Source organism: Pseudomonas sp. NPDC088368 (assembly GCF_044753445.1).
In the GTDB taxonomy this organism is placed as follows: domain Bacteria; phylum Pseudomonadota; class Gammaproteobacteria; order Pseudomonadales; family Pseudomonadaceae; genus Aquipseudomonas; species Aquipseudomonas bambusae.
Genome location: NZ_JBIVNG010000024.1, coordinates 1 through 20,818 on the forward strand (window position 1 = coordinate 1; position 20,818 = coordinate 20,818).

A 20,818-nucleotide genomic window follows, 5' to 3' on the forward strand; every position below is an offset into this window, starting at 1 on the left:
GGTTTCCCCATGTGAGAGTAGGTCATCGTCAAGATTAAATTCCAGAACCCCATTTGCGAAAGCAGATGGGGTTTTGTTTTTGCGCGCGGAAAAAATCTCAACAGACCAGGTCGCGATTTGGCTTCTATGCATTGATGGTGCGCGCGGATATTATGCGTCCCTCATTGCAAGGCGTATGACAAATGCAGACGTTGTTGAGGCTTCTGGGGGATGGTGCGTTCCATTCTGGTGAAGACTTGGGCCATGTGCTCGGGGTCAGTCGCAGTGCCGTATGGAAAAAGCTCCAGCAGCTGCAAGTCGAAACAGGAATTGAAATTCATAAGGTGCGTGGTCGGGGATATCGCTTGGCTAGACCCATTTCCCTATTGGACATGAAATGGCTCAAGGATAATCAGGGTGTCGCTGGCTGGGATATTCGAGTCTACGAAACCATCGATTCTACGAACGCGGAGGCCATGCGGCTGGTGGCTCAAGGGGCGTCTTTGCCTTCGCTGGTTCTAGCGGAGCAACAGACAGCAGGACGCGGTCGGCGCGGGCGCAGGTGGGTCAGTCCTTTCGCCCAGAACCTCTATTACAGCCTGGCGCTGCGGGTTGAGGGTGGGATGCGGCAATTAGAGGGCTTGAGTCTCCTTGTGGGGCTTGCCGTTGTGAAAATGCTACGGGAAATGGGAGTTGAAGACGCTGGGCTAAAATGGCCCAACGATATTTTGGTAGGGCGAAAAAAGCTCGCCGGTGTTTTGCTGGAGCTCACCGGTGACCCAGCTGATGTGTGTCATGTCGTGGTTGGCATTGGTATCAACGTCAATATGCAGTCTTCCGATCAGGTCGATCAGTCCTGGACTTCCATGGCGCTTGAGGCGGGGGTGGATATGGATCGCAACCAAGTTGTAGCCCGCTTGAGTGTGGCCCTGGCCGAATATCTGGAGGCGCATAGTGAGAAGGGCTTTGGCGCTTTTAGAGATGAGTGGGAGCGCAATCATTTGTGGCAAAACAAACCTGTGACATTGCTTTCGGGTCCAAACGCCATTGAGGGTACGGTGCTTGGGGTAGATGCGGTTGGCGGGCTCCGGTTGCGAGTGGGAGAGGATGTTCGCGTATTTAGCGGTGGGGAGTTGAGTCTGAGACTGCGTGAGCAGTCCTAGGTATGGCCGTAGTGCGGATGACAGCTGTCCTGGCATCTGAGGGTTTGTGAGGTCGTCATGCGGTGGGTATTTTTGCTGTTGGTTATGTTGAACGCATTTTATTACGTGTGGCATCAACAGGAGGCTCCTCTGAGACCCAAGGAAGTCACGCCCCTGTCCCTCTATAAGGGCGCTCAGCAGGATATTCGACTCCTCAGCGAATCTGGAGCGGGTCGGCTGGAGGGGGGCACGAAAGCGGCGGGCGCCCAGTGTATATACTTGGGGGGTGGGGTCTCGCAAGGTGATGCCAGGACAATGGAGCAGCGACTAACGAGCCTTGATATACAGACCCAATTTGGTCGGTGGCAGGACGATTCGGGAGAGGTGTTTTGGTTGAAAGTAGCTCCTGAAAGTAGGCGTCTTGTGGATGATGTGCTGGTAGGAAGGTTAAGGCAGGATTTTCAGCAGTTAAAAAGTAAAATAATGTCGTGCGAAGGCATTGCAACTACAGAATAGTTTGCATAGAATGGCGCCCGCTTCGCAGTGCAAGACAAGTTGGAATGCACGCGAAGCTTGAGTCAACGTTTGTAACCTCAAGATTTTATTGAGAAAAAGGTTGACAGAAGGTCGGCATCATATAGAATGTCGGCTCGCTTAGGAGGGGTTCCCGAGCGGCCAAAGGGATCAGACTGTAAATCTGACGTCTACGACTTCGAAGGTTCGAATCCTTCCCCCTCCACCAAATTTGAGCGTAAGCAGCAAGCTCAGCGGGTATAGTTTAGTGGTAGAACCTCAGCCTTCCAAGCTGATGATGCGGGTTCGATTCCCGCTACCCGCTCCAGGTTTTGTTGGTTGTGCAATGCGTTTCGCTCTTGTAGCTCAGTTGGTAGAGCACACCCTTGGTAAGGGTGAGGTCAGCGGTTCAAATCCGCTCAAGAGCTCCATTACTAAGGCAGATATGAAAGTATCTGCCTTTGTTTTAGGTGTCGCGAGTCGCCTGGTTTTGTTGTATTCAGGTGGCAAGTGAAAGCCTGCGGTTGTTTGGTGAGTCGCAAAAGGTTCGTCGAATAGCTGTTGAAATCTTCTTGTCAGGTCCGCATAATGGTCGGCCTGATTTTGCTTTTAGGTCAGTAGCTCAATTGGCAGAGCGACGGTCTCCAAAACCGTAGGTTGGGGGTTCGATTCCCTCCTGACCTGCCAGATTCGGTTCAACGTGTCTGGCTTTCTTTTCACAGGATTTTAGTAGATGAATCCAAAGGCTGAAGCCCAAGACTCCCGTTTTGATCTCGTAAAGTGGCTCGTCGTAGTCCTTTTGGTCGTAGTGGGTGTCGTCGGAAATCAATACTACTCGGCGCAGCCAATCCTGTATCGCGTGCTCGCTCTGCTCGTAATTGCTGCTGCTGCTGCTTATGTAGGGCTGCAGACGGGCAAGGGCAAAGCTTTCTTCGTGTTGGCCAAGGAAGCTCGCGCTGAGATTCGTAAAGTCGTATGGCCTACTCGTCAAGAAACCACCCAGACTACCCTAATCGTGGTGGCTGTGGTTTTGGTTATGGCGCTGCTGTTGTGGGGGCTCGACTCCCTGCTCGGCTGGCTTGTTTCCTTGATCGTCGGCTAAGGGTGTCCCGTGGCTAAGCGTTGGTACGTAGTGCATGCCTACTCGGGTTACGAGAAGCATGTTATGCGCTCTCTGATCGAGCGTGTAAAGCTGGCAGGCATGGAAGATGGTTTTGGCGAGATTCTGGTCCCTACTGAAGAAGTGGTAGAGATGCGTAACGGCCAGAAGCGCAAAAGCGAGCGTAAATTCTTCCCTGGTTATGTGCTTGTTCAGATGGACATGAATGAGGGTACTTGGCATTTGGTCAAGGATACTCCGCGTGTCATGGGCTTCATTGGTGGGACGGCTGATAAGCCTGCCCCAATTACCGATAAAGAAGCCGAAGCGATACTGCGTCGCGTGGCCGATGGCAGCGACAAGCCTAAGCCGAAGACTCTGTTTGAGCCGGGTGAAGTTGTTCGCGTGACCGACGGTCCATTCGCGGACTTCAACGGTACGGTTGAAGAAGTTAACTACGAAAAGAGCCGGATCCACGTGGCTGTGCTCATTTTCGGTCGCTCCACTCCGGTGGAGCTCGAGTTCAGCCAGGTCGAAAAGGCATAGCTGAGCTGGAAATCCCATACCCCGCAGCCTTGGGCTGTGGGGTTTTGTCGTCACTGGGATAAACGCGCAAGTAACCGGGGAGCCTTTCGAGGCGTTTGAACCCGTAATTGGAGTGCCTCATGGCCAAGAAGATTACCGCTTACATCAAGCTTCAAGTGAAAGCCGCTCAGGCTAACCCAAGCCCACCTGTTGGTCCTGCTCTGGGTCAGCACGGTGTGAACATCATGGAATTCTGCAAGGCCTTCAACGCCCGTACTCAGGGTCTTGAGCCAGGTCTGCCGACTCCAGTGATCATCACTGTATACAGCGACCGTAGCTTCACTTTCGAAACCAAAAGCACACCTGCTTCGGTTCTGCTGAAAAAAGCAGCTGGTCTGACCAGCGGTTCGGCTCGCCCGAACACCGTCAAAGTTGGCACTGTTACCCGTGCTCAGCTGGAAGATATCGCGAAGGCTAAAAACGCGGATCTGACTGCTGCTGACATGGAAGCAGCCGTGCGCACTATCGCCGGTTCTGCTCGTAGCATGGGCCTTAACGTGGAGGGTGTGTAATGGCTAAGCTGACCAAACGCCAAAAGGCAATCGCTTCGAAAGTTGAAGCTGGCAAGTCCTATAGCTTCAACGACGCGGCAGCTCTGCTGACCGAACTGTCCACCGTAAAATTCAGCGAGTCCGTTGACGTTGCTGTGAACCTCGGTGTTGACCCACGTAAATCTGACCAGGTTGTTCGTAGCGCTACTGTGCTGCCACACGGCACTGGCAAGACCGTTCGTGTAGCAGTGTTCACCCAGGGTCCAGCGGCTGAAGCTGCGCTGGCAGCGGGCGCTGATCGCGTTGGTATGGACGATTTGGCTGCTGAAATGAAAGGCGGCGACCTGAACTATGACGTCGTGATTGCCTCCCCGGATGCAATGCGTGTTGTAGGTCAGTTGGGTCAGATCCTCGGTCCACGTGGTCTGATGCCTAACCCGAAAGTTGGTACTGTAACTCCAGATGTCGCCACTGCGGTTAAAAACGCCAAGGCGGGTCAGGTTCGTTATCGCACTGACAAAAACGGCATCATCCACACCTCCGTTGGCAAAGTTGGCTTTGATGCTGACAAGCTGCGTGAGAACGTTGAAGCACTGATCGCAGACCTGAAGCGTATCAAGCCAGCTTCCTCGAAAGGTATCTATGTCAAGCGCGTTACCCTGAGCACCACTATGGGCCCAGGTTTGGTCATCGATCAAGGTTCGTTGAACGCGTAAGACCGCCAAGGTGCAGGGAACTGCGCCTTAGCAAAAAAATTGGGGTCCCTGCCTGGCGGGGGCTATCCAAGACCGTAGGCGACGCAAGTCTTAAACCACAAGCCTACGCAGATGGTGCTCCCGGTTCCTTACCGAATCAGACACCAAAACGACATCCGGCTCCGGCCAGATGAAACGGTAACAAGCAGGAGTTAAACCCGTGGCAATTAAACTCGAAGACAAGAAGGCCATCGTCGCTGAAGTCAACGAGGCTGCCAAAGTCGCTCTGTCTGCTGTCGTGGCTGATGCCCGTGGCGTGACAGTAGGCGCGATGACCGGACTCCGTAAAGAGGCTCGTGAAGCTGGCGTATACGTACGTGTTGTACGTAACACCCTGCTCAAGCGCGCTGTTGCTGACACTGAATACAGTGTCCTCAACGACGCGTTCACTGGCCCGACCTTGATCGCTTTCTCCAACGAACACCCAGGCGCTGCTGCCCGTTTGTTCAAAGAGTTCGCCAAAGGTCAGGACAAGTTCGAGATCAAGGCAGCTGCGTTTGAGGGCAAGTTCCTCGCAGCTAATCAGATCGACGTACTGGCAACCTTGCCGACCCGTAACGAAGCAATTTCTCAGCTGATGAGCGTGATTCAAGGCGCTACCAGCAAATTGGCTCGTACTCTGGCGGCAGTTCGCGAACAGAAAGAAGCTGCAGCAGCCTAAGGGCTCGCACTCTCTCTCGCGTATTTTTGTTTATTTCGAAGGCCGCTTAGGCCCTCACACAATTCAGGAATTAGAGTCATGTCTATCTCTCAAGACGATATCCTCAACGCCGTAGCTGAAATGTCCGTTCTGCAGGTTGTTGAGCTGATCAAAGCTTTTGAAGAAAAATTCGGCGTTAGCGCTGCTGCTGCATCGGCTGGTCCAGCTGCTGCTGCCGCTGTTGTTGAAGAGCAAACCGAATTCAACGTCATGCTGACCGAAGCTGGCGAGAAGAAAGTCAACGTCATTAAAGCTGTCCGTGAGCTGACCGGTCTGGGCCTGAAAGAAGCCAAGGCAGTAGTTGACGGCGCTCCAGCCATTGTTCTGGAAGCAGTAGCAAAAGACGCTGCTGACAAAGCCAAAGCAACTCTGGAAGAAGCAGGCGCTAAAGTCGAGCTGAAGTAAGCATCGACCTTGCGTTTCCAGCCCAAGCGTTGAGCGAAAGGCTGATGGCTGGTGGCTTCTGCCACCGGCCTTTTTCCGTTATTGGCATCCGATCAGATCGGCGCCACTAACGTGCTTCAACCACCTCGAACGGTGGCGCAAACCATGGGGTTTGCACGATTTTCTGGTCGCTCCCGTCGGGGGAGGCCAAACAAGCAGGTGACCAAGCTGGGGAACGCTGATGGCTTACTCATATACTGAGAAAAAACGTATCCGCAAGGACTTTAGCAAGTTGCCGGACGTCATGGATGTGCCTTACCTCCTGGCCATCCAGCTGGATTCGTATCGTGAATTCTTGCAAGCGGGAGCGACTAAAGATCAGTTCCGCGACGTGGGCCTGCATGCGGCCTTCAAATCCGTTTTCCCGATCATCAGCTACTCCGGCAATGCTGCTTTGGAGTACGTCGGTTATCGTCTGGGCGAACCGGCTTTTGATGTCAAGGAATGCGTTCTGCGCGGTGTGACGTACGCAGTACCGTTGCGGGTAAAAGTGCGCCTGATCATTTTCGACAAAGAATCGTCGAACAAAGCGATCAAGGACATCAAAGAGCAAGAAGTCTACATGGGTGAAATCCCCCTGATGACTGAAAACGGTACCTTCGTTATCAATGGTACCGAGCGTGTTATCGTTTCCCAACTGCACCGTTCGCCAGGCGTGTTCTTTGACCACGACCGCGGCAAGACGCACAGTTCTGGCAAGCTGCTGTACTCCGCACGCATCATTCCTTATCGTGGTTCCTGGCTGGACTTCGAGTTCGATCCCAAGGACTGTGTATTCGTCCGTATCGACCGTCGCCGTAAGCTTCCTGCTTCGGTTTTGCTCCGAGCTCTTGGCTACACCACTGAAGAAGTGCTGGACGCTTTCTATACCACCAACGTTTTCCACGTACAGGGCGAATCCCTGAGCCTGGAGTTGGTGCCTCAGCGTCTACGTGGTGAGATTGCCGTTCTGGACATCCTGGATGACAAGGGCAAGGTCATCGTCGAGCAAGGCCGTCGTATTACTGCGCGGCACATCAATCAGTTGGAAAAAGCCGGCATCAAAGCGCTGGAAGTTCCGCTCGACTACGTCATTGGCCGCACCACTGCCAAGGCGATCGTGCACCCTGCCACCGGCGAAATCATTGCCGAGTGCAACACCGAGCTGAACCCTGAAATCTTGGCCAAAATTGCCAAGGCACAGGTTGTCCGTATCGAAACGTTGTACACCAATGACATCGACTGCGGTCCGTTCATCTCCGATACGCTGAAGATTGATTCGACTGGCAACCAGCTGGAAGCGTTGGTCGAAATCTATCGCATGATGCGTCCAGGCGAGCCGCCGACCAAGGATGCAGCCGAGACTCTGTTCAACAACCTGTTCTTCAGTCCAGAGCGTTACGATCTGTCTGCTGTAGGTCGTATGAAGTTCAACCGTCGTATCGGTCGTACCGAGATCGAAGGGTCGGGCGTGCTGTGTAAGGAAGATATCGTTGCGGTCCTCAAGACCTTGGTCGATATCCGTAACGGCAAAGGCATCGTCGATGACATTGACCACCTGGGTAACCGTCGCGTCCGTTGCGTCGGTGAGATGGCCGAGAACCAGTTCCGCGTAGGCCTGGTGCGTGTTGAGCGTGCAGTCAAAGAGCGTCTGTCGATGGCAGAGAGCGAAGGCCTGATGCCTCAGGACCTGATCAACGCCAAGCCGGTCGCCGCAGCGGTCAAAGAGTTCTTCGGTTCCAGCCAGCTGTCGCAGTTCATGGACCAGAACAACCCGCTGTCCGAAATCACCCACAAGCGCCGTGTTTCCGCACTGGGCCCTGGTGGTCTGACACGTGAGCGCGCAGGCTTTGAAGTTCGTGACGTGCACCCGACCCACTATGGTCGCGTTTGCCCGATTGAAACTCCGGAAGGTCCTAACATCGGTCTGATCAACTCGTTGGCAGCCTATGCCCGCACCAACCAGTACGGCTTCCTGGAAAGCCCGTACCGTGTGGTGAAAGAAGGTCTGGTCACTGACGAGATCGTCTTCCTGTCCGCTATTGAAGAGGCCGATCACGTGATCGCGCAGGCTTCGGCGACCATGAACGACAAAGGTCACCTGATCGACGAGCTGGTAGCTGTTCGTCACTTGAACGAATTCACCGTCAAGGCGCCGGAAGACGTCACTTTGATGGACGTTTCGCCGAAGCAGGTCGTTTCGGTTGCAGCGTCGCTGATTCCGTTCCTCGAGCACGACGACGCCAACCGTGCGTTGATGGGCTCGAACATGCAGCGTCAGGCTGTACCAACCCTGCGTGCCGACAAGCCGCTGGTAGGTACTGGCATGGAGCGCAACGTTGCCCGTGACTCCGGCGTTTGTGTCGTGGCTCGTCGTGGCGGCGTAATCGACTCTGTTGATGCCAGCCGTATCGTGGTTCGTGTTGCCGATGACGAAGTTGAGCCGGGAGAAGCCGGTGTTGATATCTACAACCTGACCAAATACACACGCTCGAACCAGAACACCTGCATCAACCAGCGTCCGCTGGTGAGCAAGGGTGACCGCGTCCAGCGTAGCGACATCATGGCTGACGGCCCGTCCACTGATATGGGTGAACTGGCTCTGGGTCAGAACATGCGCATCGCGTTCATGGCATGGAACGGCTTCAACTTCGAAGACTCCATCTGCCTGTCTGAGCGTGTTGTTCAGGAAGATCGCTTCACCACGATCCACATCCAGGAACTGACCTGTGTGGCGCGTGACACCAAGCTTGGTCCAGAGGAAATCACCGCTGACATCCCGAACGTGGGTGAAGCAGCGCTGAACAAGCTTGACGAAGCCGGTATCGTTTACGTAGGTGCTGAAGTTGGCGCAGGCGACATTCTGGTCGGTAAGGTCACTCCGAAAGGCGAGACCCAACTGACGCCGGAAGAGAAGCTGCTGCGCGCCATCTTCGGTGAAAAAGCGAGCGACGTTAAAGACACTTCCCTTCGCGTACCGACCGGTACCAAAGGTACTGTCATCGATGTCCAGGTGTTCACCCGTGACGGCGTTGAGCGTGATGCTCGTGCATTGTCCATCGAGAAGAGCCAACTGGACGAGATCCGCAAGGATCTGAACGAAGAGTTCCGCATTGTTGATGGTGCAACCTTCGAGCGTCTGCGTCAGGCGCTGGTTGGTCGTTCTGTCGAAGGTGGTGCTGGCCTGAAGAAAGGTCAGGAAATCACCAACGAAGTCCTCGACGGTCTCGAGCATGGGCAGTGGTTCAAACTACGCATGGTTGAAGACGCGCTGAATGAGCAACTCGAAAAAGCTCAGGCTTATATCGTTGATCGTCGGCGTCTGCTGGACGACAAGTTCGAAGATAAGAAGCGCAAGCTGCAACAGGGCGATGACCTGGCACCAGGTGTGCTCAAAATCGTCAAGGTTTACCTTGCCATTCGTCGCCGCATTCAGCCGGGCGACAAAATGGCCGGTCGTCACGGTAACAAAGGTGTGGTCTCCGTGATCATGCCGGTTGAAGACATGCCGCACGATGCCAATGGCACACCGGTGGATATCGTCCTTAACCCGTTGGGTGTACCTTCGCGTATGAACGTTGGTCAGATTCTCGAAACTCACCTGGGCCTCGCGGCCAAAGGTCTGGGCGAGAAGATCAACCGTATGCTCGAGGAGCAGCGTAAAGTCGTTGAGTTGCGCAAGTTCCTGAACGAGATCTACAACGAGATCGGCGGCCGTCAGGAAAATCTGGACGACCTGTCTGATCAAGAAGTTCTGGATCTGGCGAAGAACTTGCGTGGCGGCGTTCCGATGGCAACTCCGGTATTCGACGGTGCCAAGGAAAGCGAAATCAAGGCGATGCTGCGCTTGGCGGACATGCCGGACAGTGGCCAAATGCAACTGTTCGACGGTCGCACCGGCAACAAATTTGAGCGTCCGGTAACTGTTGGCTACATGTACATGCTGAAGCTGAACCACTTGGTGGACGACAAGATGCACGCGCGTTCCACTGGTTCTTACAGCCTGGTTACCCAGCAGCCGCTGGGTGGTAAGGCACAGTTCGGTGGTCAGCGTTTCGGGGAGATGGAGGTCTGGGCGCTGGAAGCATACGGCGCGGCATACACTCTGCAAGAAATGCTCACAGTGAAGTCGGACGATGTGAACGGTCGTACCAAGATGTACAAAAACATCGTGGACGGCGATCACCGTATGGAGCCGGGCATGCCCGAGTCCTTCAACGTGTTGATCAAAGAAATCCGTTCGCTCGGTATCGATATCGATCTGGAAACCGAATAACACGTGACGCGAATCGAGAGTGGGTCGGTATGACCACTCTCTGCTCCGCCAGGAGGAAAGGCCTTGAAAGACCTACTGAATTTGCTGAAAAACCAGGGTCAAGTCGAAGAGTTCGACGCCATCCGTATCGGGTTGGCATCGCCTGAGATGATCCGTTCGTGGTCGTTCGGTGAAGTTAAAAAGCCGGAAACCATCAACTACCGTACGTTCAAGCCTGAGCGTGATGGCCTGTTCTGCGCCAAGATCTTTGGCCCGGTCAAGGATTACGAGTGCCTGTGCGGTAAGTACAAGCGCTTGAAGCATCGTGGCGTGATCTGCGAGAAGTGTGGCGTTGAAGTTGCACTGGCAAAGGTCCGTCGTGAGCGCATGGCTCACATCGAACTGGCATCGCCGGTTGCCCACATCTGGTTCCTGAAATCGCTGCCGTCCCGTATCGGCCTGCTGATGGACATGACCCTGCGTGATATCGAACGCGTTCTCTACTTCGAGAGCTACGTCGTTATTGATCCAGGCATGACCACTCTTGAAAAAGGTCAGCTGTTGAACGACGAGCAGTACTTCGAAGCTCTCGAAGAGTTCGGTGATGACTTCGACGCCCGCATGGGTGCTGAGGCTGTCCGCGAACTGCTGCACGCTATCGATCTGGAGCACGAGATTGGCCGTCTGCGCGAAGAAATTCCGCAAACCAACTCCGAAACCAAGATCAAGAAGCTGTCCAAGCGCCTGAAGTTGATGGAAGCCTTCCAGGGTTCCGGCAACCTGCCTGAGTGGATGGTGTTGACCGTTCTGCCGGTTCTGCCGCCAGATCTGCGTCCACTGGTCCCGCTAGATGGCGGTCGCTTTGCGACTTCCGACCTCAACGATCTGTATCGTCGAGTGATCAACCGTAACAACCGTTTGAAGCGCCTGCTGGATCTGTCCGCTCCGGACATCATCGTGCGCAACGAAAAACGTATGCTGCAGGAAGCTGTGGATGCGCTGCTCGACAACGGTCGCCGCGGTCGCGCCATTACCGGTTCGAACAAGCGTCCTCTGAAATCCCTGGCCGACATGATCAAGGGTAAGCAAGGTCGTTTCCGTCAGAACTTGCTCGGTAAGCGTGTTGACTACTCGGGTCGTTCGGTAATTACCGTAGGTCCGACCCTGCGTCTGCACCAGTGCGGCCTGCCGAAGAAAATGGCTCTCGAGCTGTTCAAGCCGTTCATTTTCGGCAAGCTGGAAATGCGTGGTCTGGCGACCACCATCAAAGCCGCCAAGAAAATGGTCGAGCGTGAACTGCCAGAGGTCTGGGACGTTCTTGCAGAAGTGATTCGCGAACACCCAGTGCTGCTCAACCGTGCACCGACCCTTCACCGTTTGGGTATCCAGGCGTTTGAGCCAGTGTTGATCGAAGGTAAGGCAATCCAGCTGCACCCGCTGGTTTGTGCGGCATACAACGCCGACTTCGACGGTGACCAGATGGCTGTTCACGTACCGCTCACGCTGGAAGCCCAGCTGGAAGCACGTGCGTTGATGATGTCCACCAACAACATTCTGTCGCCAGCGAACGGTGAGCCAATCATCGTTCCGTCTCAGGACGTTGTATTGGGTCTGTATTACATGACCCGTGAAGCGATCAATGCTAAGGGCGAAGGCCGCGTATTCGCGGACCTGCAAGAAGTCGATCGCGTGTTCCGCGCCGGCGAAGCCGCTCTGCACGCGAAAATCAAGGTTCGTATTAATGAAACCGTGAACGATCGCGATGGTGGTAGCGTCAAGAACACTCGTATCGTCGACACGACGGTCGGACGTGCGCTGCTGTTCCAGGTGGTTCCGCCGGGTCTGTCGTACGACGTCGTCAACCAGCCGATGAAGAAAAAGGCGATCTCAAAACTGATCAACCAATGCTACCGCGTGGTTGGTCTGAAAGAGACCGTGATCTTCGCTGACCAGTTGATGTACACCGGTTTTGCCTATTCGACGATTTCGGGTGTCTCGATCGGCGTTAACGACTTCGTTATCCCGGATGAGAAAGCTCGCATCATCGATGCTGCGACCGAAGAAGTTAAAGAAATCGAAAGCCAGTATGCGTCCGGCCTGGTTACTCAGGGCGAGAAGTACAACAAGGTGATCGACCTTTGGTCCAAGGCGAACGACGAAGTCTCCAAGGCGATGATGTCCAATCTCTCCAAAGAGAAGGTTGTCGACCGTCACGGCGAGACTGTGGACCAAGAGTCCTTCAACTCGATGTACATGATGGCTGACTCGGGTGCGCGGGGTTCCGCAGCCCAGATTCGCCAGTTGGCCGGTATGCGTGGTCTGATGGCCAAGCCAGATGGCTCGATCATCGAGACGCCAATTACAGCGAACTTCCGTGAAGGTCTGAGCGTACTGCAGTACTTCATCTCGACTCACGGTGCTCGTAAAGGTCTCGCGGATACCGCGTTGAAAACCGCTAACTCCGGTTACCTGACACGTCGTTTGGTAGACGTAGCGCAAGACTTGGTTGTCACCGAAGTCGATTGCGGTACGGAGCAAGGTCTGCTCATGACGCCGCACATTGAAGGCGGCGACGTTGTCGAGCCTTTGGGTGAGCGCGTACTGGGTCGTGTAATTGCGCGTGACGTGTTCAAGCCGGGTACTGAGGACGTTATCGTTCCGGCTGGCACGCTGGTGGACGAGAAGTGGGTTGAATTCATCGAGCTGAACAGCATCGACGAAGTCATCGTGCGCTCGCCAATCAGCTGCGAAACTCGTTACGGTATTTGCGCGAAGTGCTACGGCCGTGATCTTGCACGTGGTCACCAGGTAAACATTGGTGAAGCTGTCGGTGTAATCGCCGCTCAGTCGATCGGTGAGCCAGGTACACAGCTGACAATGCGTACGTTCCACATCGGTGGTGCGGCCAGTCGTACTTCTGCAGCCGACAGCGTTCAGGTCAAAAACGGCGGTATTGTCCGCTTGCATAACCTGAAGCATGTTGAGCGTCTGGATGGCAACCTTGTGGCGGTATCGCGGTCCGGCGAGCTTGCCATTGCTGACGAGTTCGGTCGTGAGCGTGAGCGCTACAAACTGCCTTACGGTGCAGTGATTTCGGTGAAAGAAGGTGACAAGGTTGACGCTGGCTCGATCGTAGCCAAGTGGGACCCGCACACTCACCCGATCGTTACCGAAATGAAAGGTACCGTGACCTACGTGGGCATGGAAGAAGGTATTACGATCAAGCGCCAGACCGACGAACTGACCGGTTTGACCAACATCGAAGTACTGGATGCCAAAGACCGTCCGGCAGCAGGTAAAGACATTCGTCCTGCGGTCAAGATGGTGGGTGTCGACGGTAAGGATCTGTTGCTTCCGGGTACCGACGTTCCGGCTCAGTACTTCCTGCCTGCGAACGCTTTGGTCGGCGTCGCGGACGGCGCTCAAGTGGGGGTGGGTGATGTTATTGCCCGTATTCCACAAGAGACTTCCAAGACTCGTGACATTACCGGTGGTCTGCCGCGCGTTGCCGATTTGTTCGAAGCGCGTCGTCCGAAAGAAGCGTCGATCCTGGCAGAGGTCAGCGGTACGATCGCGTTCGGTAAAGAGACTAAAGGTAAGCGTCGCCTGGTCATCACTCCGAATGACGGTAGTGATCCGTACGAAGAGTTGATTCCGAAGTGGCGTCATCTGAACGTCTTTGAAGGTGAGCAAGTTAACCGCGGTGAGGTTATCTCCGACGGTCCTAGCGATCCACACGATATCCTGCGCTTGCTAGGTGTCAGTGCGCTGGCGAAGTACATCGTCAACGAGATTCAGGATGTTTACCGTCTGCAGGGCGTGAAGATCAACGACAAGCACATCGAAACGATCCTTCGTCAGATGCTGCGTAAAGTCGAGATCAGCGAGTCGGGCGATTCAAGCTTCATCAAGGGTGACCAGATGGAGTTGACGCACGTATTGGTCGAGAACGAGCGTCTGGCGCAGGACGAGAAATTCATTTCGAAATTCACTCGTGTGCTGCTCGGTATTACCAAGGCGTCGCTGTCCACCGAATCGTTCATCTCGGCGGCTTCCTTCCAGGAAACCACTCGCGTTCTGACCGAGGCGGCGGTAACTGGCAAGCGCGATTACCTGCGCGGCCTGAAAGAAAACGTGGTGGTGGGTCGTCTAATCCCGGCCGGTACCGGTTTGGCCTATCACAGCGAGCGTAAGCGTCGTCGTGATGCTGACAAGCCGTTGCGTGTGAGCGCGAGCGAAGTTGAAGCCGCGCTGACCGAAGCGTTGAACTCAAGCAGTAATTGAGAGTAGGGCCCTGATTTTCATGTCCGCCCATCACTGACAGGCTGTTGCTGTGAGGGCGGGTGGTCATGAGGTCGGGGCTTTGCCTTGACTGGGGGAAGGATCGTCTTTAGACTCTTGTACCCCTAAATCTGGCGGGACAATGTCCTGCCATTTTGCTTTTCTTGTAAGACAATAGCGTCGCAAGACAACAGTGGAGCTAGTAGATGGCAACTATCAACCAGCTGGTACGTCAGCCGCGTAAGCGTATCGTCGAGAAATCCGACGTGCCTGCGCTGCAGAACTGCCCGCATCGTCGTGGCGTGTGCACTCGCGTGTACACCACTACGCCGAAAAAACCTAACTCGGCACTGCGTAAAGTATGCCGTGTGCGTCTGACCAACGGTTTCGAGGTTTCCTCGTACATCGGTGGTGAAGGCCACAACCTGCAAGAGCACAGCGTCGTCCTGATTCGTGGCGGCCGTGTAAAAGACTTGCCAGGTGTTCGTTACCACACCGTTCGCGGTTCGTTGGATACCTCCGGTGTTAAAGGTCGTAACCAGGGTCGTTCGAAATACGGTACCAAGCGTCCGAAGTAATTCGGCCGTCTTGCAGTTGTTCATAAATTTTATTGTGTCGATAAGAGTAAGGTCGGGCGATGCATTTCCTGCGCTGTCCCGAGCGAACCTGAAGACCGTTTGAGGGCTTATCATGCCAAGACGTCGCGTAGCAGCAAAACGTGAGATTCTTGACGATCCGAAGTACGGGTCGCAGATTCTCGCCAAGTTCATGAACCACGTAATGGAAAGCGGTAAAAAAGCCGTTGCCGAACGTATCGTTTACGGTGCCCTGGACACAGTCAAGGCTCGTAAGGCTGGTACCGATCCCCTGGAACTCTTCGAAAAAGCACTCGACGCCATCGCTCCGCTGGTCGAAGTGAAGTCGCGCCGCGTTGGTGGTGCTACTTACCAGGTTCCGGTCGAAGTTCGTCCATCCCGTCGTAATGCTCTGGCAATGCGTTGGCTGGTAGACTTCGCGCGCAAGCGCGGTGAGAAGTCTATGGCTCTGCGTTTGGCTGGCGAACTGTTGGACGCCGCTGAGGGCAAAGGTGCTGCGGTCAAGAAGCGTGAAGACGTGCACCGTATGGCTGAAGCCAACAAGGCTTTCTCGCACTACCGCTTCTAATCTCAGCGTCACTATTTTTGCGAGGGCTTTATGGCTCGTACTACTCCGATTAACCGCTACCGTAACATTGGTATCGTGGCTCACGTGGATGCTGGTAAAACCACCACCACCGAGCGCGTCCTTTTTTACACCGGCGTGAACCACAAAATGGGCGAGGTGCATGATGGCGCCGCGACCATGGACTGGATGGTGCAGGAGCAGGAGCGTGGTATTACCATTACTTCTGCTGCCACCACTGCTTTCTGGCAGGGTTCTGTCAAGCAGCATAAAGACCGCTATCGCTTCAACATCATCGATACCCCGGGCCACGTTGACTTCACCATCGAAGTAGAGCGCTCGCTGCGCGTACTCGACGGCGCGGTCGTTGTGTTCTGTGGTACTTCGGGTGTTGAGCCGCAGTCGGAAACCGTATGGCGTCAAGCCAACAAATACGGCGTTCCACGTCTTGTTTATGTAAACAAGATGGACCGTGCTGGTGCGAACTTCCTGCGCGTTGTAGGTCAGATCAAGCAGCGTTTGGGTCACACTCCGGTGCCTATTCAGCTGGCAATCGGTTCGGAAGACAACTTCCAGGGCCAGATCGATCTGATGACCATGGAAGCTGTTTATTGGGATGACGCTGACAAGGGGATGACCCCTCGTCGCGAAGCAATTCCTGCTGAGCTGCAAGAGCTGGCCGAAGAATGGCGCGGCAACATGGTTGAGGCTGCTGCCGAAGCCAACGAAGAGCTGATGAACAAGTACCTGGAAGGCGAAGAGCTGACTCTCGAAGAGATCAAGGCCGCTCTGCGTCAGCGTACTATTGCCGGCGAAATCGTTCTGGCAGTTTGCGGTTCTTCCTTCAAGAACAAAGGTGTTCCGCTGGTTCTGGACGCCGTCGTCGACTACCTGCCAGCACCTGTCGAGATTCCTGCGATCAAGGGTATCAACCCGGACGACAAGGAACTGGACAAGGATGATCCGGCTATTCGTCACGACGAACGTCACGCAGACGACAACGAGCCGTTCTCGGCTCTGGCGTTCAAGATCGCGACCGACCCGTTCGTGGGTTCGATCACTTTCGTGCGCGTCTACTCGGGTGCTCTGAACTCCGGTGACTCGGTTCTGAACTCGGTTAAAGGCAAGAAAGAGCGTGTGGGCCGTATGGTTCAGATGCATGCCAACACCCGTGAAGAAATCAAGGAAGTACTGGCTGGTGACATCGCTGCCTTGATCGGCATGAAAGATGTAACCACTGGTGAAACCCTGTGCGCACTGGATAAGCCGATTATCCTTGAGCGTATGGACTTCCCTGAGCCGGTGATCTCGGTTGCTGTCGAGCCGAAGACCAAAGACGACCAGGAAAAAATGGGTATCGCTCTGAGCAAGCTGGCTCAGGAAGACCCTTCTTTCCGCGTCAAAACCGACGAAGAGACTGGTCAAACGATCATCTCGGGCATGGGTGAGTTGCACTTGGACATCCTGGTAGACCGGATGCGCCGTGAGTTCAACGTCGAAGCCAACATCGGTAAACCGCAGGTTTCTTACCGTGAGAAGATCACTAAGAACTGCGAGATCGAAGGCAAGTTCGTTCGTCAGTCCGGCGGTCGTGGCCAGTTTGGTCACTGCTGGATCCGTTTTGCACCTGCTGACGAAGGTCAGGAAGGTCTGCAATTCGTAAACGAAGTGGTTGGTGGTGTTGTTCCTAAGGAATACATTCCTGCCATCCAGAAAGGCATTGAAGAGCAGATGAAGAACGGTGTTGTTGCCGGCTATCCGCTCATCGGCCTGAAGGCTACCGTCTTTGACGGTTCTTACCACGACGTCGACTCCAACGAGATGGCGTTCAAGGTGGCTGCCTCCATGGCGACCAAGCAACTTGCCTCCAAAGGTGGTGGTGTGGTGCTTGAGCCGATCATGAAGGTAGAAGTTGTAACACCTGAGGACTACATGGGTGACGTGATGGGTGACCTGAACCGTCGTCGCGGCATGATCCAAGGTATGGAAGATACGGTTTCCGGCAAGGTTATCCGCGCCGAGGTTCCGTTGGGTGAAATGTTCGGTTACGCGACCGACGTTCGTTCCATGTCTCAGGGTCGCGCAAGCTACTCCATGGAATTCTCCAAATACTCCGAAGCTCCGTCGAATATCGTCGAAGCTCTCGTTAAAAAACAAGGCTGATTCAGCCCCTTTAGGCTAGGAGTTCACTGTCGTGGCTAAAGAAAAATTTGAACGTAACAAACCGCACGTCAACGTCGGCACCATCGGTCACGTCGACCACGGTAAAACCACTCTGACCGCTGCTCTGACCCGTGTTTGCTCCGAAGTTTTCGGTTCGGCTCGCGTTGACTTCGACAAGATCGACAGCGCTCCAGAAGAGAAAGCTCGTGGTATCACCATCAACACTGCACACGTAGAGTACGACTCGCATGCTCGTCACTACGCGCACGTTGACTGCCCGGGTCACGCTGACTACGTAAAAAACATGATCACCGGTGCTGCCCAGATGGACGGCGCGATCCTGGTTTGCTCGGCCGCCGATGGTCCGATGCCGCAAACCCGTGAGCACATCCTGCTGTCCCGTCAGGTTGGCGTTCCGTACATCGTGGTCTTCCTGAACAAGGCTGACCTGGTAGACGACGCTGAGCTGCTGGAACTGGTTGAAATGGAAGTCCGCGATCTGCTGACTACCTACGACTTCCCAGGCGACGACACTCCGATCATCATCGGTTCTGCTCGTATGGCTCTGGAAGGCCTCGACGACAATGAGATGGGCACCACTGCCGTCAAGAAGCTGGTAGAGACTCTGGACAGCTACATCCCAGAACCAGTTCGTGCTATCGACAAGCCGTTCCTGATGCCAATCGAAGACGTATTCTCGATCTCGGGTCGCGGTACTGTTGTGACCGGTCGTGTTGAGCGTGGCATCGTTCGCATCCAGGAAGAAGTCGAGATCGTGGGTCTGCGTGAAACCACCAAGACGACTTGCACCGGCGTTGAAATGTTCCGCAAGCTGCTGGACGAAGGTCGTGCTGGCGAGAACTGCGGCGTTCTGCTGCGCGGCACCAAGCGTGACGACGTTGAGCGTGGTCAGGTTCTGGTCAAGCCAGGCAGCGTCAAGCCTCACACTCAGTTCGAAGCTGAAATCTACGTTCTGAGCAAGGAAGAAGGCGGTCGTCACACCCCGTTCTTCAAAGGCTACCGTCCACAGTTCTACTTCCGTACTACCGACGTAACTGGTAGCTGCGAACTGCCGGAAGGCACCGAAATGGTTATGCCAGGTGACAACGTTAAAGTTTCCGTCACTCTGATCAAGCCAATCGCAATGGAAGACGGCCTGCGTTTCGCCATCCGTGAAGGCGGTCGTACCGTCGGCGCTGGTGTCGTAGCCAAAATCATCGCCTAAGCGTTGATTTGCCAAAAAAGCCTCCGCCTTGCGGGGGCTTTTTTATTGGGTTGACACCCTGATTGCTCGTCTATAGAATTGCGCCTCCTTTTAACGGGCGTATTGCGCTCGCTGGGAATAGCAGCCGGAGTCTGAAATCCAATGCAAAATCAGCAAATCCGTATCAGGTTGAAGGCTTTTGACCATCGCCTGATCGACCAATCCACCCAGGAAATCGTGGAAACCGCGAAACGTACTGGTGCTCAAGTGCGTGGTCCAATTCCACTGCCTACCCGTAAAGAGCGGTTCACCGTTCTGGTTTCTCCGCACGTCAACAAAGACGCGCGCGACCAGTACGAGATCCGCACTCATAAGCGTGTTCTGGACATCGTCCAGCCAACGGATAAAACCGTTGATGCACTTATGAAGCTTGATCTTGCGGCAGGTGTGGAAGTGCAGATCAGCCTCGGCTAAGACTCGGGTCTTAGTCGTGTAACGCTCTGAAATGGGCGGCCATAGCGGGTGAAAGCCCCGTACACTTATGAGGTTTACAACATGACTATTGGTGTAGTCGGTCGAAAAGCGGGCATGACTCGTATTTTCACCGAACAAGGTGTCTCCATTCCGGTCACGGTCATTGAGATCGAGCCGAATCGCGTCACCCAGTTCAAAACCGAAGAAAGCGATGGCTATCGCGCAGTGCAAGTCACTGTCGGTGAGCGTCGTGCTTCGCGCGTGACTGCTGCTCAAGCAGGTCACTTCGCTAAAGCGAACGTTGCCGCAGGTCGCACCGTTCTGGAATTCCGTCTTGAAGAAGGCGAGTACCAGGCTGGTGATCTGATCAATGCAGAAATCTTCGCCGCTGGTCAACTGGTCGATGTGACCGGTCAGTCCAAGGGTAAGGGTTTCGCAGGTACTATCAAACGCCACAATTTCCGTGGTCAAGATAATACTCACGGTAACTCCGTTTCCCACCGCGTCCCGGGCTCTATCGGCCAGTGCCAGACTCCTGGTCGTGTATTCAAGGGCAAAAAAATGTCCGGTCATATGGGCGCTGAGCGCGTGACCGTGCAGTCCCTGGAAGTAGAGCCTCTGGACGCAGAACGCAATCTGCAGTTGGACAAGGGCGCTGTTCCTGGCGCTACTGGCGGCAACCTGGTTGTACGTCCAGCAGCCAAGGCTCGCGGTTAAGGGGAAGCTGACATGCAATTAAATGTAAATGACGCTCAAGCGATCGAAGTTTCCGAACTGACATTCGGCGGCGAGTTCAACGAGACGCTGGTTTACCAAGCAGTCGTGGCCTACATGGCTGGCGGCCGTCAAGGTAGCAAGCAGCAAAAGACCCGTTCCGACGTTTCCGGTGGCGGCAAGCGCCCATGGCGTCAGAAGGGTACTGGCCGTGCTCGTGCCGGTACTATCCGTAGCCCAATCTGGCGTGGCGGCGGTACCACATTCGCAGCACGTCCTCAGGACCACTCTCAGAAGCTCAACAAGAAGATGTATCGCGCAGCGCTGCGCTCCATCCTCGCTGAGCTGGTTCGTACTGATCGTCTGGTCGTGGTTCAGGATTTCGCCGTTGAATCGCCGAAAACCAAAGACCTGCTGGGCAAGCTGAACGACATGAGCCTGACCGACGTATTGATCGTTTCGGATGCTGTTGATCAGAACCTGTACCTGGCTGCTCGCAACCTGCCACACGTTGATGTACGTGATGTGCAAGGTTCCGATCCAGTTAGTCTGATCGCATACGACAAAGTGTTGATCACTGTGTCGGCCGTGAAGAAATACGAGGAGCTGCTGGGATGAACCAGGAACGCGTATTTAAAGTTCTGCTTGGCCCGCACGTTTCCGAGAAGGCTACGGTTCTGGCAGACAAGAAAGGTCAGTTCGTTTTCAAGGTTGCTACTGATGCAACCAAGCTGGAAATCAAGAAGGCCGTCGAAAGCCTGTTCAGCGTGAAAGTAGAGCGCGTCACTACCCTGAATGTTCTGGGTAAGACCAAACGCACTGCTCGCGGTCTGGGCAAGCGTAATGACTGGAAGAAGGCAGTTATCACCCTTCAGACAG

The 20,818-nt window shown here is 54.7% G+C and carries 18 protein-coding genes and 4 tRNA genes; all 22 read left to right on the forward strand.

The window, feature by feature from the left end:
* The first annotated feature begins 182 nt into the window (after nucleotides 1-182).
* A complete protein-coding gene (gene birA, locus ACIQAL_RS31340) occupies nucleotides 183-1,142 on the forward strand; it encodes a bifunctional biotin--[acetyl-CoA-carboxylase] ligase/biotin operon repressor BirA (RefSeq protein WP_401152556.1) in 960 nt (319 codons plus the stop codon).
* A gap of 57 nt (nucleotides 1,143-1,199) precedes the next feature.
* On the forward strand, nucleotides 1,200-1,637 hold the full coding sequence (locus ACIQAL_RS31345) for a hypothetical protein (protein ID WP_401152558.1): 438 nt from the start codon (nucleotides 1,200-1,202) through the stop codon (nucleotides 1,635-1,637).
* A gap of 141 nt (nucleotides 1,638-1,778) precedes the next feature.
* A tRNA-Tyr gene (locus ACIQAL_RS31350) sits at nucleotides 1,779-1,863 on the forward strand.
* A gap of 25 nt (nucleotides 1,864-1,888) precedes the next feature.
* Nucleotides 1,889-1,962, forward strand: a tRNA-Gly gene (locus tag ACIQAL_RS31355).
* Nucleotides 1,963-1,989: 27 nt separating this feature from the next.
* Nucleotides 1,990-2,065, forward strand: a tRNA-Thr gene (locus ACIQAL_RS31360).
* Nucleotides 2,066-2,245: 180 nt separating this feature from the next.
* Nucleotides 2,246-2,321, forward strand: a tRNA-Trp gene (locus ACIQAL_RS31365).
* Nucleotides 2,322-2,367: 46 nt separating this feature from the next.
* Nucleotides 2,368-2,736, forward strand: a complete 369-nt coding sequence (gene secE, locus ACIQAL_RS31370) for a preprotein translocase subunit SecE (protein ID WP_166598565.1) — start codon at nucleotides 2,368-2,370, stop codon at nucleotides 2,734-2,736.
* Nucleotides 2,737-2,745: 9 nt separating this feature from the next.
* Nucleotides 2,746-3,279 (forward strand): transcription termination/antitermination protein NusG, encoded by a 534-nt coding sequence (nusG, locus tag ACIQAL_RS31375; protein ID WP_341961585.1) that lies wholly within the window; start codon nucleotides 2,746-2,748, stop codon nucleotides 3,277-3,279.
* A gap of 119 nt (nucleotides 3,280-3,398) precedes the next feature.
* Entirely contained in the window at nucleotides 3,399-3,830 is a 432-nt protein-coding gene (gene rplK, locus ACIQAL_RS31380; RefSeq protein WP_020290713.1) for a 50S ribosomal protein L11, read from the forward strand.
* A complete protein-coding gene (gene rplA, locus ACIQAL_RS31385; RefSeq protein ID WP_341961587.1) occupies nucleotides 3,830-4,525 on the forward strand; it encodes a 50S ribosomal protein L1 in 696 nt (231 codons plus the stop codon). The genes rplK and rplA overlap by 1 nt, the downstream gene beginning before the upstream one ends.
* A 199-nt stretch (nucleotides 4,526-4,724) precedes the next feature.
* Nucleotides 4,725-5,225 (forward strand): 50S ribosomal protein L10, encoded by a 501-nt coding sequence (gene rplJ, locus ACIQAL_RS31390; protein WP_081569202.1) that lies wholly within the window; start codon nucleotides 4,725-4,727, stop codon nucleotides 5,223-5,225.
* Between the two features lie 78 nt (nucleotides 5,226-5,303).
* Nucleotides 5,304-5,669, forward strand: coding sequence for a 50S ribosomal protein L7/L12 (gene rplL, locus ACIQAL_RS31395; protein WP_166598562.1), 366 nt, complete (start codon nucleotides 5,304-5,306; stop codon nucleotides 5,667-5,669).
* 220 nt (nucleotides 5,670-5,889) lie between these two features.
* Nucleotides 5,890-9,963, forward strand: a complete 4,074-nt coding sequence (gene rpoB, locus ACIQAL_RS31400; RefSeq protein ID WP_401152562.1) for a DNA-directed RNA polymerase subunit beta — start codon at nucleotides 5,890-5,892, stop codon at nucleotides 9,961-9,963.
* 63 nt (nucleotides 9,964-10,026) lie between these two features.
* Nucleotides 10,027-14,226 carry a DNA-directed RNA polymerase subunit beta' gene (gene rpoC / locus ACIQAL_RS31405; RefSeq protein WP_166598560.1) on the forward strand — a complete coding sequence of 1,400 codons (4,200 nt, stop codon included), beginning with the start codon at nucleotides 10,027-10,029 and terminating at the stop codon, nucleotides 14,224-14,226.
* 203 nt (nucleotides 14,227-14,429) lie between these two features.
* On the forward strand, nucleotides 14,430-14,801 hold the full coding sequence (gene rpsL, locus ACIQAL_RS31410; protein WP_401152564.1) for a 30S ribosomal protein S12: 372 nt from the start codon (nucleotides 14,430-14,432) through the stop codon (nucleotides 14,799-14,801).
* Nucleotides 14,802-14,913: 112 nt separating this feature from the next.
* Complete coding sequence (rpsG, locus tag ACIQAL_RS31415) at nucleotides 14,914-15,387, forward strand: 30S ribosomal protein S7 (protein ID WP_007970418.1); 474 nt, start codon at nucleotides 14,914-14,916, stop codon at nucleotides 15,385-15,387.
* A gap of 30 nt (nucleotides 15,388-15,417) precedes the next feature.
* The gene (fusA, locus tag ACIQAL_RS31420; protein ID WP_401152566.1) at nucleotides 15,418-17,547 is read left to right on the forward strand and encodes an elongation factor G; all 2,130 of its coding nucleotides are present in this window, start codon (nucleotides 15,418-15,420) and stop codon (nucleotides 17,545-17,547) included.
* Nucleotides 17,548-17,578: 31 nt separating this feature from the next.
* Nucleotides 17,579-18,772, forward strand: coding sequence for an elongation factor Tu (tuf, locus tag ACIQAL_RS31425; RefSeq protein ID WP_166598558.1), 1,194 nt, complete (start codon nucleotides 17,579-17,581; stop codon nucleotides 18,770-18,772).
* Between the two features lie 141 nt (nucleotides 18,773-18,913).
* Nucleotides 18,914-19,225 (forward strand): 30S ribosomal protein S10, encoded by a 312-nt coding sequence (gene rpsJ, locus ACIQAL_RS31430; protein ID WP_003186070.1) that lies wholly within the window; start codon nucleotides 18,914-18,916, stop codon nucleotides 19,223-19,225.
* 81 nt (nucleotides 19,226-19,306) lie between these two features.
* Complete coding sequence (gene rplC / locus ACIQAL_RS31435; RefSeq protein ID WP_401152568.1) at nucleotides 19,307-19,942, forward strand: 50S ribosomal protein L3; 636 nt, start codon at nucleotides 19,307-19,309, stop codon at nucleotides 19,940-19,942.
* Nucleotides 19,943-19,954: 12 nt separating this feature from the next.
* A complete protein-coding gene (gene rplD, locus ACIQAL_RS31440; RefSeq protein ID WP_401152571.1) occupies nucleotides 19,955-20,557 on the forward strand; it encodes a 50S ribosomal protein L4 in 603 nt (200 codons plus the stop codon).
* On the forward strand, nucleotides 20,554-20,818 hold a 265-nt coding region (gene rplW / locus ACIQAL_RS31445), incomplete at its 3' end, for a 50S ribosomal protein L23 (RefSeq protein WP_401152574.1). The genes rplD and rplW, both read left to right, overlap by 4 nt.

What these genes read in the sequence shown, in the direction of transcription:
- birA (WP_401152556.1), top strand. Translation starts at nt 183, where the DNA reads ATGCAGACGTTGTTGAGGCTTCTGGGGGATGGTGCGTTCCATTCTGGT.
- ACIQAL_RS31345 (WP_401152558.1), top strand. Translation starts at nt 1,200, where the DNA reads ATGCGGTGGGTATTTTTGCTGTTGGTTATGTTGAACGCATTTTATTAC.
- secE (WP_166598565.1), top strand. Translation starts at nt 2,368, where the DNA reads ATGAATCCAAAGGCTGAAGCCCAAGACTCCCGTTTTGATCTCGTAAAG.
- rplK (WP_020290713.1), top strand. Translation starts at nt 3,399, where the DNA reads ATGGCCAAGAAGATTACCGCTTACATCAAGCTTCAAGTGAAAGCCGCT.
- rplA (WP_341961587.1), top strand. Translation starts at nt 3,830, where the DNA reads ATGGCTAAGCTGACCAAACGCCAAAAGGCAATCGCTTCGAAAGTTGAA.
- rplL (WP_166598562.1), top strand. Translation starts at nt 5,304, where the DNA reads ATGTCTATCTCTCAAGACGATATCCTCAACGCCGTAGCTGAAATGTCC.
- rpoB (WP_401152562.1), top strand. Translation starts at nt 5,890, where the DNA reads ATGGCTTACTCATATACTGAGAAAAAACGTATCCGCAAGGACTTTAGC.
- rpsL (WP_401152564.1), top strand. Translation starts at nt 14,430, where the DNA reads ATGGCAACTATCAACCAGCTGGTACGTCAGCCGCGTAAGCGTATCGTC.
- rpsG (WP_007970418.1), top strand. Translation starts at nt 14,914, where the DNA reads ATGCCAAGACGTCGCGTAGCAGCAAAACGTGAGATTCTTGACGATCCG.
- fusA (WP_401152566.1), top strand. Translation starts at nt 15,418, where the DNA reads ATGGCTCGTACTACTCCGATTAACCGCTACCGTAACATTGGTATCGTG.
- rpsJ (WP_003186070.1), top strand. Translation starts at nt 18,914, where the DNA reads ATGCAAAATCAGCAAATCCGTATCAGGTTGAAGGCTTTTGACCATCGC.
- rplC (WP_401152568.1), top strand. Translation starts at nt 19,307, where the DNA reads ATGACTATTGGTGTAGTCGGTCGAAAAGCGGGCATGACTCGTATTTTC.
- rplD (WP_401152571.1), top strand. Translation starts at nt 19,955, where the DNA reads ATGCAATTAAATGTAAATGACGCTCAAGCGATCGAAGTTTCCGAACTG.